The sequence below is a fragment of the Microvirga sp. 2TAF3 genome (assembly GCF_052114965.1).
Lineage (GTDB): Bacteria > Pseudomonadota > Alphaproteobacteria > Rhizobiales > Beijerinckiaceae > Microvirga.
The window spans coordinates 1-12,496 of sequence record NZ_JBFRFT010000005.1 but is presented as its reverse complement, the minus strand read 5'-3'; the positions used below and the strand labels follow the sequence as shown (position 1 = coordinate 12,496).

Annotated in this window: 10 protein-coding genes; 5 read left to right on the top strand and 5 right to left on the bottom strand. The window is 60.9% G+C overall.

The features are described from left to right. Positions 1 to 200: 200 nt before the first annotated feature. From hpnD to AB4Y97_RS06795, 3 genes are all read left to right on the top strand, one after another. Positions 201 to 1,031 (top strand): presqualene diphosphate synthase HpnD, encoded by an 831-nt coding sequence (gene hpnD / locus AB4Y97_RS06805; RefSeq protein ID WP_441998272.1) that lies wholly within the window; start codon positions 201 to 203, stop codon positions 1,029 to 1,031. A gap of 203 nt (positions 1,032 to 1,234) precedes the next feature. Continuing rightward, positions 1,235 to 3,208 (top strand): squalene--hopene cyclase, encoded by a 1,974-nt coding sequence (gene shc / locus AB4Y97_RS06800; RefSeq protein ID WP_441998271.1) that lies wholly within the window; start codon positions 1,235 to 1,237, stop codon positions 3,206 to 3,208. Further along, a complete protein-coding gene (locus tag AB4Y97_RS06795) occupies positions 3,205 to 3,927 on the top strand; it encodes a phosphorylase (protein WP_441998270.1) in 723 nt (240 codons plus the stop codon). The genes shc and AB4Y97_RS06795 overlap by 4 nt, the downstream gene beginning before the upstream one ends. On the opposite strand, the gene hpnH is transcribed toward AB4Y97_RS06795, so the two are convergent. Beyond that, positions 3,844 to 4,992, bottom strand: coding sequence for an adenosyl-hopene transferase HpnH (gene hpnH, locus AB4Y97_RS06790; protein ID WP_441998269.1), 1,149 nt, complete (start codon positions 4,990 to 4,992; stop codon positions 3,844 to 3,846). The two genes, AB4Y97_RS06795 and hpnH, sit on opposite strands and share 84 nt — an antisense overlap. A 46-nt stretch (positions 4,993 to 5,038) precedes the next feature. Continuing rightward, on the bottom strand, positions 5,039 to 5,968 hold the full coding sequence (gene ispH, locus AB4Y97_RS06785) for a 4-hydroxy-3-methylbut-2-enyl diphosphate reductase (protein WP_441998268.1): 930 nt from the start codon (positions 5,966 to 5,968) through the stop codon (positions 5,039 to 5,041). 261 nt (positions 5,969 to 6,229) lie between these two features. On the opposite strand from ispH, the gene AB4Y97_RS06780 reads away from it, so the two are divergent. Next, positions 6,230 to 8,860, top strand: coding sequence for an MMPL family transporter (locus tag AB4Y97_RS06780; RefSeq protein WP_441998267.1), 2,631 nt, complete (start codon positions 6,230 to 6,232; stop codon positions 8,858 to 8,860). Positions 8,861 to 8,903: 43 nt separating this feature from the next. On the opposite strand, the gene hpnJ is transcribed toward AB4Y97_RS06780, so the two are convergent. From hpnJ to AB4Y97_RS06765, 3 genes are read right to left on the bottom strand one after another with little or no spacing between them, the layout of a single operon-like run. Beyond that, positions 8,904 to 10,331: a hopanoid biosynthesis associated radical SAM protein HpnJ gene (gene hpnJ / locus AB4Y97_RS06775; protein WP_441998464.1), complete on the bottom strand. Its 1,428-nt coding sequence runs from the start codon at positions 10,329 to 10,331 to the stop codon at positions 8,904 to 8,906. Positions 10,332 to 10,352: 21 nt separating this feature from the next. Next, on the bottom strand, positions 10,353 to 11,477 hold the full coding sequence (gene hpnI, locus AB4Y97_RS06770; protein ID WP_441998266.1) for a bacteriohopanetetrol glucosamine biosynthesis glycosyltransferase HpnI: 1,125 nt from the start codon (positions 11,475 to 11,477) through the stop codon (positions 10,353 to 10,355). Positions 11,478 to 11,491: 14 nt separating this feature from the next. Continuing rightward, entirely contained in the window at positions 11,492 to 12,100 is a 609-nt protein-coding gene (locus AB4Y97_RS06765) for an MlaC/ttg2D family ABC transporter substrate-binding protein (protein WP_441998265.1), read from the bottom strand. Between the two features lie 243 nt (positions 12,101 to 12,343). On the opposite strand from AB4Y97_RS06765, the gene AB4Y97_RS06760 reads away from it, so the two are divergent. After that, on the top strand, positions 12,344 to 12,496 hold a 153-nt coding region (locus AB4Y97_RS06760), incomplete at its 3' end, for a 1-deoxy-D-xylulose-5-phosphate synthase N-terminal domain-containing protein (protein ID WP_441998463.1).

Sequence of the window (12,496 nt, the reverse complement as noted above, 5' to 3'; positions counted from 1 at the left end):
GATGGTCAACCCGCGACGATGCGGACCAGATCGCGAGCCGTCTTGGCCTTGCGGCTGACGAATCTGGCGTTTGTACCCACTCTGCTACAAGTTAAAGACGCTATGGGCCTTGGCGCTCCCCATGACTGCCTCCATGTACATGCTGTTCGCCATGGATAAGGCCGCTTTCAGGCGAACGCATCGAGAGGTGTGGCCGAACGATGATCACCTTGCCGGCAAACGAGAGCGGGCTACAGCCAACCGGAAGCTCGTTCTATACGGCTATGCTTATCCTGCCACGACACCGCCGCGAGGCGATGTATGCCGTGTACGGGTTCTGCCGCGCCGTCGACGACATTGCGGACAGCCATGCCCCCTGCGCGGATCGCATCCGGGAGCTCGAGCGCTGGCGGGCGGAAATCGACGCTCTGTTCGATGGGCGGACCCCGAAGCGGCTCTCCTCTCTTGTCGCTCCCGTTCGCACCTTTGCGCTCCAACCCGACGATTTCCATGCCGTCATCGACGGGATGATGATGGATGCGAGCGGCGATCTCAGAGCGCCCGATTGGGCGACGCTCGATCTCTACTGTGATCGCGTGGCGAGTGCCGTAGGGCGGATTTCGGTGCGGATCTTCGGGCTCGACATTCTTCATGGTGATGCTCTCGCCCTCCATCTCGGCCGAGCGTTGCAACTGACCAATATTCTACGGGATCTCGACGAAGATGCAGTCCTCGGGCGCGTTTATCTCCCCTGGGAGGCTTTAGTCCAGGCAGGCATCGTTGATTTCGAACCGGCATCTATCCTGAACCACCCGAAGCTTGGCGAAGCGTGCGCTCGTGTAGCCGAGCAGGCAGCCATCTCGTTTCACGAGGCGGACCGGATCATGGCCGATTGTCCCCGGGCCTTGGTACGCGCGCCCCGCCTGATGGCGGCGGCCTATTCGACCATTCTCGATCAACTCGTGACGCGCGGATGGTATCCGCCGCGGGTGCCGGTCCATGCGCGGCGCCTGCGCCTCTTGGGAGCACTCCTGCGTTACGGTCTGATGTGAGAGAAACGCCCAATTGTCGGTACAGACTTGGAGCATATTTCTTGAATTTCGACTTGTGAAATAAGTCACATGTTTTTGAAAAGACAAGTTTTTGTCGAAAACGATATTCGCTTTTACCAGAAATGCTCTAGCAGGCCCGAATGCTGCGGTCTGTGCAGCTGGAAAGGCCCTCATGCCGCCACATCAGAGCCTTAGCGTTGCGCATGGTCAGGGTTCGCTCAAGCCGGATCGAGTTGCCAGTTGAAGCGGTTGAGCCGTGGTTTGCCGCTGCAGAGCGGGCACTCATCGACTGTGCCCGAGCGGACGGTCATTGGTGTTTCGAGCTTGAGGCGGATGCAACAATCCCTGCCGAATATATCCTCTTGAAGCATTACCTTGGCGAAGCGCCGGATGCGGCGCTTGAGGCAAAGATCGCCACCTATCTCCGGCGCGTTCAAAGAGGCGAAGGAGGCTGGCCTCTGTTTCATGATGGGGCGTTCGACATGAGCGCCAGCGTGAAAGCATATTTCGCGCTGAAGATGATTGGGGATGCACCCGACGATCCGCACATGCGCCGCGCCCGCGAGGCAATCCTTAGCCATGGCGGAGCTGCGAAAAGCAACGTCTTCACCCGGGCCCTGCTGGCGCTTTATGGGGAGATTCCCTGGCGGGCCGTACCTGTCATGCCTGTCGAGATCATGCTTCTCCCAGGCTGGTTCCCCTTCCATCTCTCGAAGATCTCATACTGGGCCCGGACGGTTCTCGTTCCTCTCATGGTCTTGCAGGCACTAAAACCCAGGGCACGCAACCCTCGCGGCATCGGCATCGAGGAACTCTTCGTCCTTCCGCCGAATAAGGAGCACAACTGGCCGAAGGGGCCGCATCGGACATGGCCATGGACTCAAATCTTCGGAGGGATCGATGTTCTTCTTCGGCAAACCGAGCGCTTCTTTCCGGAAGGCTCCCGCCGGCGCGCAATCGAAGCAGCCCTCGCCTTCGTCGAAGAGCGTCTGAACGGCTGCAACGGGCTGGGGGCTATTTTCCCGGCCATGGTCAATGTCGTGATGATGTACGATGCCCTCGGATATCCAGCGGACCATCCTTACGCGGCTACAGCTCGCAATGCCCTTGAGAGATTGCTGTTTGCGAGAGAAGATGAGGCTTATTGCCAACCCTGCATGTCACCCGTCTGGGATACGGCGCTCGCCTGCCATGCCCTTCTCGAAGTCGGGAGCGATGAGGCGGAGAGGCAGGCGCTCCAGGGGCTCGTCTGGCTGAAGCAGCGGCAAGTCCTCGATGTCGCGGGAGATTGGTCGGTGACCCGCCCGCAGATACGGCCGGGCGGTTGGGCGTTTCAATATGAGAACGCCTACTATCCCGATGTCGACGACACGGCAGTGGTCGTCATGGCGATGCACCGGGCGCGGGCGCGCCTTTCACCATCAGATGCGGCGGCCTTCGACGAACCGATCGCGCGCGGCCGCGAGTGGATCGCAGGCCTGCAGAGCCGCAACGGTGGCTGGGGAGCCTTCGATGTGGATAACACCTACGGTTATCTCAATTATATCCCCTTCGCCGATCATGGAGCGCTTCTCGACCCGCCGACCGCCGATGTGACCGCACGCTGCGTTTCCATGTTTGCGCAACTTGGCGAAAGACCCGAGACGAGCCCGACATTGGCGCGTGGCATCGGATATCTCCTTGCGGAGCAGGAAGAAGACGGGAGCTGGTTCGGCCGCTGGGGTATGAACTACATTTATGGAACGTGGTCGGTTCTTTGTGCCCTTCGCGCGGCAAAGATCGACACGCACTCGGAGACGATGCGCCGGGCGGTGAGATGGCTGATCGGGATCCAGAATCCCGATGGTGGGTGGGGCGAGGACGGTGACAGTTACCGCCTCGATTACCGAGGTCATCAACCCGCACCAAGCACGGCCTCTCAAAGTTCATGGGCTCTTTTGGCCCTCATGGCCGCGGGCGAGGCCGAACACCCGGCCGTCGCACGGGGTATTGAATATCTAAGGCGCACACAGAGGGCTGACGGATTCTGGCGCGAGGAGCGTTTCACGGCGACAGGCTTCCCGCGTGTCTTTTATCTGCGCTACCACGGTTATCCGAAATTCTTTCCGCTTTGGGCGCTTGCACGTTACCGCAACCTGAAGCTCGGCATTGACCATATGGTCGGGGTGGGCATGTGACCTCTGATCCCGCATTGCCCATTCTCGTTGTGACCGGACTTGGTCGCGAAGCGCGTCTCGTCTCCGGACCTCGGATCACCACCATTTGGTCAGGCGCCTCGCCCGCGCGGCTGCGGATTGCTCTCGACCAACTCGCGCCCGCATATCGGGCAGTCGTCAGCTTCGGGATTGCCGGAGGGCTTTCGCCGACCCTTGCTCCGGGCGATGTGATTGTCGCCAGCGATATTGTTGCTAGGAGCGAGCGGTGGGCTGCGCATCCAGGGATCGTTCGGGACTGGGCTCATTGTCTGTCGGCAAGTGGTCAGCGTGTAATCCTGGCCAAAATCGCAGGTGCCGAAGCCCCCCTGCTCACCCCTGCCGACAAGACCGCCCTGTATTGCGCGACCGGAGCCGTTGGGGTCGACATGGAATCCCATATCGCAGCCGCCTTCGCAGCGGCACACGCAATCCCGTTCGCAGCGATCCGCGTCATCTGTGATCCGGCCGGCCGCTCGCTTCCCCCCTTTGTAGCAGAGGTGCTGCGTCCGGATGAGAACATCAACCTGTTGGGTTTTCTGCGCGAGGCCATGCGGCAGCCCTTGCAATTGACTGCCCTTCCGCGCCTGGCGCGGGATGCGTCGGCGGCCTTTGCGAGCTTAGGTCGCTGCAGGGCGCTTCTGGGGCCCAGTCTTGGACTCACGAGTATCAGCGAGTCTTTCGGTGACGTTCCGAGAGAATAGGAACTGTGCCGGACGCTGCCCGTCGAGAGCGATCTCGGGCGCCATCGGCCTTTCGGTCCTCACGCCCCGCAAGGCTACCCAGGCCGCCTTCCAGGGCCGTCGGACCGTGTCCATGACGGCTGATGCCTCATAGCCCGAATGGACCATGCAGTCGGCGCACTTTTCATAATGGCCGGTACCATAGGCGTCCCAATCGGTTTCTTCCATCAACTCCCGGTAAGTCTTCGCGTAACCTTCGCCCAGGAGGTAGCAGGGCCGCTGCCAACCGAACACGGTCCGGGTGGGATTGCCCCAGGGTGTGCAATGATAGGCCTGGTTGCCTGCCAGGAAGTCGAGGAAAAGCGCGGACTGATTGAACTCCCATCGCCTGCCGCCCTGGCCGCGGCGGAAAATGCCGCGGAACAGTTCCTTGGTGGCCTTCCGGTTGAGAAAGTGCTGCTGGTCGGGAGCCCGCTCATAGGCATAGCCCGGCGAGACGGTAATCCCATCGATCCCGAGCGCCGTGACCGTATCGAAGAAGGCCGCGACCTGCTCCGGATCGGCTCCCTTGAATAAGGTGCAGTTGATGGTGACGCGAAATCCCCTGGCCTGTGCCAATCGGAGAGCTGCGACAGCGCGCTGATAGACGCCCTCCTGACACACCGAGCGGTCATGCATTTCCTCATCGCCATCAAGATGGATGGACCAAGAGAAATACGGGCTTGGTCGATACTGGTCGATTTTCTTCTCGAGCAGCAGCGCATTGGTGCAGACGATGACGAACTTACGCCGCGCGATGGCGCCTTCCACGATCTGTGGCAGGCCCTTGTGCAAGAGCGGCTCTCCCCCCGCCAAAACAACCACAGGCGCGCCGCATTCGTCCACAGCAGCAAGGCAATCCTCGACAGAGAGCCGCTTGTTCAGGATCGCATCAGGATAATCGATCTTGCCGCAGCCCGCACAGGCGAGATTGCAGCGGAAGAGCGGCTCCAGCATCAGGACGAGCGGGTAACGCTTTCGGCCGGCGAGATGCTGGCGGAGGATGTAGCTGCCGATCGAGACGACTTGGCGGACAGGTATGCCCATGGGCAACTCCTTGCTGCGGTGGCGGCCTTCGTGGCGCAATCCCGGCTCAAACAGCTGCGAGTTCTGCCGGCAGGCGAAAGTTGATGTTCTCCTCGATCCCCGGAAGGACGGAAACCTCCACAGGTCCGGCAGTGCGGCGGAGCGCCTCGATGACATCCTCCACGAGCACCTCAGGCGCCGAAGCCCCAGCCGTCACGCCGATGACTTCCACCCGATCCAGCCATGCCGGATCGATATCCGCGCCATCGGCCACAAGGTAGCTTGGCACACCAGCCTCTGCCCCGATCTCCCGCAGGCGGTTGGAATTGGAACTATTGCGAGCGCCGACGACAAGGACGAGATCGGCGATACGGCAGAGCTGCCGGACGGCCGTTTGACGATTCTGGGTCGCATAACAGATATCCCGCGTCTCTGGTCCGACCACGTTGGTAAACCGCTGCCTCAGCGCCGCGATGATCGAGCGGGTGTCGTCGACGCTGAGGGTCGTCTGGGTCACATATGCGATGGGCGTGTCGGCCGGGAGTTCCAGCAACTCGACATCGGCCTCGTTCTGCACGAGATAGGCAATGTCATCGATCTGGCCGAGTGTGCCTTCCACCTCGGGGTGCCCGGCATGGCCGATCAGCACCAGCGTGCGCCCCTGCGCGACATAGCGCCGGCTCTGATTGTGGACCTTGGTTACGAGCGGACAGGTCGCATCCAAAGCCGGCAATTGCCTGGCTTGCGCTTCCGCTACGACGACGCGGGGTACGCCATGCGCGCTGAAGATCACGACGGCTCCGTCCGGAACCTCGCCGAGGTCATCGACAAAGCGGGCGCCTTTTCGCTCAAGTCCTTCGACAACGTAGCGATTATGGACGATCTCGTGACGAACATAGACGGGAGCGCCATACTTCACGAGCGCGCGCTCCACAATCTCGATTGCCCGAACAACACCGGCACAAAAGCCACGGGGTTGAGCGAGGATAACTTTCATATCCTATCCTTTTACGCTCAAGACTTATCCGACCCCACTTGCCACTATCTACGCGACATTCTTGGCATTTCAACGACTTCACATCGACCCGCGACCGAAAGCCCATTTGCGACTTCTACGAAGGTTATCATTGCAGGACTAGATGTATTTGTAGGGATTACTCCTGAAGCGGCAATGAACCTGCTCAAGCGTTACTGAAATAACCTGAATACGATAGAGCATTGAGCGGCAATCACTCGAAAGGACGAACCCGGAACCCCGATGCCGAAACTCTCAGTCGAGCGTGTCGTTGCACTGTGCGTCCGCAGGTCGCGGCTGGTGATTGCCATTGCCGTTGCCCTCAGCTTGCTCGGCCTTTTCGTTGCGGCGAAGCTTTTTGCGATCAATACCGATACGGCGCGGCTGATCTCGTCGAGCGCGGCCTGGCGCCAGGATGAGATCGCGATTGATGCGGCGTTTCCGCAGCGAACGGATCTCATCGTCGCCGTCGTAGACGGAGAAACGCCTGAAATCGCCAGCGAGGCAGCCGAGAAGCTCACAGCCGCGCTCTCGCAGCATAGCGAAGCCTTTCGCAGCGTACGATGGCCGGATGGCAGTCCGTTCTTTGCGAAGAACGGATTTTTGCTTCTGCCCACGGAGGAAGTCATTCGCACGACAGAAACGCTGATCGCACAGCAGGGACTTCTTGGCCCCTTGGCTGCCGATCCGAGCCTGCGCGGTGTCATGCAGACTCTCTCGCTTGGCTTGCAGGGCGTTCGTGCCGGTCAGACGAAACTAGACGATCTGGCTAGGCCGATGACGGCCCTGTCTGATGTGCTCGAGCGCGTGCTCGCAGGGCGGCGGGCCCGGCTCTCCTGGCAGACTCTTCTATTATCTGGGGGGAAAGCTGAACCACGTGAGTTGAGACGCCTTGTTCTGATCCAACCCAAGCTCGACTACAATGCGTTGCAGCCCGGTGCGGAGGTGACCAATCTCGTACGGCGGACCATCGGTGACCTTGGTCTCACGCCCGATCACGGCGTACGCATACGCCTGACAGGCCCAGTTCCAGTCGCAGACGAAGAGTTCGGGACCCTGGCTGAAAACGTAACCCTCAACACGGCACTGACCCTCGCGGCCATTGGGTTGATCCTCTATCTCGCTCTACGCTCCGGACGGATCATCTTTGCTGTTCTGGCAACCCTTCTCGCGGGCTTGATCATAACAACCGGCACAGGTCTCCTGGTGGTCGGGGAGTTCAATCTCATCTCGGTGGCATTCGCGGCGCTGTTCGTGGGGCTCGGCGTCGATTTCGGAATTCAGTTCGCCATGCGCTACCGCTCCGAGCGCTATGCCCGAGACAATCTTCCAGGTGCCATCGTGATTGCGGCCCGTGGCGTAGGGAGTTCTCTGACCTTGGCGGCAATTTCGCTTCTCGCCGGCTTCTTCTCCTTCTTGCCGACGGAGTTCCAGGGAGTCTCCGAGTTGGGGCTCATCGCCGGCCTCGGCATGGTCATCGCCTACATAGCGAGTCTGACACTGCTCCCTGCGCTCATCGTCGCACTGAGGCCCCCTGGCGAACCTGAGTCTGTCGAGACCGCGTCGTTGGCGGCGGTCGACCGCTGGATCCTCTTGCATCGCCGCCTGATCATCGTAGCGACCGTTCTGGTGGTGACGGCAGGATTGCCGTTCCTGATCAGCATCCAGTTCGACTCGAACCCAATGAACCTGCGCAACAAGCGCATGGAGTCCGTCGCGACCTTTCTGGATCTTGCACGGGATCCCGAGACCAGCCCGAACTCGATCGATGCGCTGGCGCCGTCGCTGCAGGATGCCAAGACTCTTGCCGCCAAGCTGGATGCGTTGCCGGAGGTGGCGCGCACCATGACCCTCGCAAACTTCATACCGGACGATCAGGACGAGAAGCTTGGCATCATCCGCGATGCGGCGCTCCTCCTCGACACGGTCCTGCACCCGATCCAGGTCGCGGCTCCTCCCACGGATGCGGACAATATCGCCGCCTTGGGCACGACTGCGGCGATGCTGCGCGATGCTGCCGAATCTCGGGCTGGCGCAAGCGAAGATGCGGCCCGGCACCTTGCGGCCGTTCTCGATCGGCTTGCCGCGGCTTCTCCCCGCGAGAGAACTACGGCCGAAGCGGCCGTGACCATGGATTTGACACGGCTCTTCGACCGGATTCGCCTGCTCATGAGTGCGGAAAGGATTACGCGCGAGAACCTCCCACCCGATCTCGTGGCTGACTGGATCGCTCCGGATGGACGTGCCCGGATCGAGGTTTTCCCCAAGGGAGACGCTAACGACAACGCCGTCCTCGTCCGGTTCGCCGACGCGGTGCATGCGGTTGCTCCGCATGCCAGCGGGGCTCCTATCGCGATTGTAGAATCCGGCCGCATGGTGGTCCGGGCCTTCATCGAGGCGGGCCTCCTCGCCCTCGCCGCCATCTTCTTGATCCTGGCGGTTGCGCTTCGCCGGCTGCTCGACGTCGCCCTTACCCTCGGCCCCCTCGTTATCGCCGCTATCGTGACCCTGGAGGCGGCCAGTCTTCTCGGGTTACCTCTTAATTTCGCGAACATCATCGCGTTGCCGCTGATGCTGGCCGTCGGGGTCGCATTCCACATCTACTACGTCATCGCTTGGCAGGCCGGCGTTGTCGATGTGCTGTCCTCAAGCCTGACGCGGGCAATCTTCTTCAGCGCGCTCACGACCGGAGCCGCCTTCGGCAGCCTCTGCTTCTCAAGCCACCCCGGCACCGCAAGCATGGGAATGCTGTTGGCTCTGTCCCTGTTCTTTACCCTTCTTGCAGCCTTCATCGTGGTCCCGGCCTTTCTCGGCCCACCGCGAGAATCCTATCAGGCCGCGGTATCAGGCGGGCCGCCCGACAGTCCGCCTTAGTCGCACGACGATGGTATGCATGCCTTCGCGTCTGAGGCGCGTTTCAGTGTGAGGTTTCGTCCCGGTCTCGGAGAAAATGGAAGAACTCGATGCCTTCGCGTAGACGGCGCTTCATCATTTCGGGGCTTTTGATCATCTCTCCCACGATCGCGGCGATCTTGGGCGCACGGAAGTAGAACCGCTTGTAGAATTGCTCCACCGACTCAAAGATCTCGGTATGGGTGAGATGCGGGTAGTTCAGTGCAGCAATCTGTGTCCCGCGATCTGTCAGGAGCTCCGCCTCGGGGTCGTAAAGCCAGCCATTCTCCTGCGCCTGCCGGTATAGGAATGTGCCAGGGTAAGGCGCGGCGAGCGAGACCTGGATCGTGTGCGGGTTGATCTCGTTCGCGAAGCGGATCGTCTCCTCGATCGTTTCCTTCGTCTCCCCGGGCAAGCCAAGAATGAAGGTGCCGTGGATGAGGATACCGAGCTCATGGCAATCCTTGGTGAAACGGCGGGCGACATCGACCCGCATTCCTTTCTTGATGTTGTACAGGATCTGCTGGTTGCCGGACTCGTAGCCGACCAGCAGGAGGCGCAGCCCGTTGTCCTTCATGACCTTCAGCGTCTCGCGCGGCACGTTTCCCTTGGCGTTGCATGACCAGGTGAGGCCGAGCTTGCCGATTTCCCGAGCCAGGGCCTCGACGCGTGGGATATTGTCGGTCAGCGTGTCGTCGTCGAAGAAGAACTCCTTGACCTGTGGAAAGGCCGCCTTCGCCCAGGTGAGTTCCTCCATGACATGTCCGATGCTGCGGGTGCGGTAGCGATGTCCTCCGACGGTCTGAGGCCAGAGGCAGAAGGTACAGCGGGATTTACAGCCTCGGCCTGTATAGAATGAGATGTAAGGGTGCTTCAGGTAACCGCCGAAGTAATTCTCGATGACGAGATCGCGCTTGTAGACTGGCGTCACGAAGGGCAGATCGTCCATGTTCTCGATGATGGCACGGTCAGGATTGTGGACGATCACGCGGTCGGCGCTGCGGTAGGAAAGCCCATCGATACGGCTCCAGTCGCGGCCCTCCGCCACCTCCTTGATCGTGAAGTCGAACTCGTTGCGCGCGACAAAATCGATCGCGTCGCACGCCTTAAGGCTTTCCTCCGGCTCGACGGCTACCTTGGCGCCGATAAGCCCGACCTTCAGGTCCGGATTCAACTCCTTCATCGCGCGTGCAGTCCTCACATCCGAGTTGAATGATGGCGTCGAGGTATGAAGGACGAGAAGCTCGTGCGTACGCGCATACGGGGCAATATCCGCGAATGTCAGGCGGTGCGGCGGCGCATCGATCAGCTTGCTGCCATCGACCATTGCTGCCGGTTGCGCGAGCCAGGTCGGATACCAGAACGAGCGCACCTCGCGCCGCATCTGGTAGCGAGCCCCTGCGCCGCCGTCGAAGCCGTCGAAGGACGGCGCCTGAAGAAAGAGCGACCGCATCATGGCAAGGTTCACCTCCGTTCAGGAGAGGGTGCCGTCAGCTTTCAGGCGGTATCTGTGCCCCTTCCAGGTCACACTCTGCCCGGCAAAGCTCGCGACAAACACTGCAAAGGAGAGTAGATCGCGCAATGGCACGAGCCAATAAGGGTGCGGCATAAGGTCGAATGCCCGCTCGATGCGGATGCAGAGCGAGATCCGGCAGCCGACTGCAAGAACGGCAGCCGTCAGGGAGGCTGTCCCCCCTCCGAGAAGACCCGCTATCAGCGCCCAGGGTAGCCCGTAAGTGATGGCCAATCCCGCATAGCCCACGGGGTCGACGCTCCTGATGGTGCGCGTCCACCGCAGTTCGTGCCGCCAAAGCTCTCTCCAGGAGCGCTCGTTACAAGCGTGGCCAATCACGAATGGCGGTATGGCAACCTCGCGGCCCTTCGAACGAAGTGCCATTCCAAGCATATAATCGTCGGCCAGAGTGTCGGCGAAGGCTTCGAAACCTCCGATTCTGTCCAAGGTCTCTCTTTTGAGAGCGACCGTTGAGCCGAAGCATGGGCGTGCGAGGCCTAGAGCAAGGCCCACGACCACGTTCGGCAGAAAATGAGTATCGATGCCCAGAGCCGAAAGGCGGGACCAGACACTCTGCGAGGCTAGGCCGTAATAGAGACACGTCACGCCGTCCACGCTGGGACGCCCCAGTTCGGCAATGATGCCTGCGAGGTAGTCGGGCCCGACCCGCATGTCGCTATCGGCCAGAAGGACGGTCTCATGCCGAATATGAGCGGCCATGTTGACGAGGTTCGAGACTTTGCGGTTCGCGCCATGCCGACGCGGGTTCACCACAAGTTCGACGGTTCGCTCCGGAAGCTGCGCCGCGAGCCGCTCCACGATCGCGATCGCCGGGTCGGCTGGGTCCTGTACGCCGAAGATGACCTGTACCGGTCCGGAATAGTCCTGCACGCAAAACGAGACGAGGTTCTCCATGAGCCTGGGCTCATTTCCGCAGAGCGGCTTCAAGATGGTCACCGAAGGGCTGTCATTCCGTACTGCTGTCTTTCGTCGTACGAAGCGCCCCACGAGGACGGCTGCAACTATCATGTGAAGGCAGCCCAGCCCCGCCGCGATCAGGCAGATGATGATCAGCCAAGATAACATGCGCCGACTGCCGGTTAAGTTCCGCCACTCAACGCATCCGCGCGCTTGCGCAGGCTGCTCTCGAGCGCGTCTGGCCCACCGGCTTTCAATGCGGCATCGAACTCGGAGCGATGGCTGGCAAGCTCGCTGACCGTGCCATTCAGATAGACATCGACGATGCGCCCTTCTGGATTCAAGAGGTAATCGACCGGCGTAGCCTTGCCCTCAGCGTCGATGATTTGTGTGCGAACGATGGTTCCACCGGCTCTGCGCTCAGCATTGGGCAGGACCTCGAAGCGCCCACCGGAAGCCTGATCGAGCCGACTCGCATAAGTCGCGATGAAGTAGCGTCCGAACGCTTCCTGTAACGATGCCCTTTTCGCGGCAGGAATCTTGGTCCAACCCGGCCCCACGGCGAGCCGCGTCATGGCTGCAATATCGAACGCTCGCGTCATCGCTTGTGAAAGCGCGGCAATGCGCTTCTTCGGATCGGAACCCCGCGCGCCAGTCGTCACGGATCGCATGCTGTCGTAGAAAGCCTTCACATGAGCGATGGCAGGATCTTCCCCTTGCCCTGCCGCAGCAAGCGGCCGGGCGATCGCCATCGCACCGATAAGCATCAGAAGGTCGCGTCTTGAAACCATCGTTTCCCCATCTCTTACCGACGATCAGGGAACACCCGCCACGCTCGAGCGGCATCAGCGTGTAACCATATAGGAGCCAAAACTAGGCTGGACAGAGATGAATATCTGACATCGCTCTTGGCCGCCAAGGCGGATCGCTCCTGCGTCAGAATTGCCGCTCGCGGGATGTAAAACTTCGTATCTCTCCCGGGGAACTGGGTGTAATCTTTCTTGTCCTATCGGCTAGGAGCAAAAGTTTCGGCCATGGCCACACCTCTTCTCGACACGATAGCGACCCCTTCCGATCTGCGTCTTTTGTCCGAAGCCCAGTTGCGGCAGCTGGCGGATGAGTTGCGTGCCGAGACCATCGATGCGGTCTCGGTCACCGGCGGCCATCTCGGCGCCGGCTTGGGCGTG

Excerpts from the sequence above, each read along its gene's own strand:
- ispH (WP_441998268.1), bottom strand. The coding sequence starts at position 5,968 with ATGAAAGTTATCCTCGCTCAACCCCGTGGCTTTTGTGCCGGTGTTGTT.
- shc (WP_441998271.1), top strand. The coding sequence starts at position 1,235 with ATGGTCAGGGTTCGCTCAAGCCGGATCGAGTTGCCAGTTGAAGCGGTT.
- hpnD (WP_441998272.1), top strand. The coding sequence starts at position 201 with ATGATCACCTTGCCGGCAAACGAGAGCGGGCTACAGCCAACCGGAAGC.
- hpnI (WP_441998266.1), bottom strand. The coding sequence starts at position 11,477 with ATGTTATCTTGGCTGATCATCATCTGCCTGATCGCGGCGGGGCTGGGC.
- AB4Y97_RS06780 (WP_441998267.1), top strand. The coding sequence starts at position 6,230 with ATGCCGAAACTCTCAGTCGAGCGTGTCGTTGCACTGTGCGTCCGCAGG.
- AB4Y97_RS06765 (WP_441998265.1), bottom strand. The coding sequence starts at position 12,100 with ATGGTTTCAAGACGCGACCTTCTGATGCTTATCGGTGCGATGGCGATC.
- hpnH (WP_441998269.1), bottom strand. The coding sequence starts at position 4,992 with ATGGGCATACCTGTCCGCCAAGTCGTCTCGATCGGCAGCTACATCCTC.
- hpnJ (WP_441998464.1), bottom strand. The coding sequence starts at position 10,331 with ATGCGGTCGCTCTTTCTTCAGGCGCCGTCCTTCGACGGCTTCGACGGC.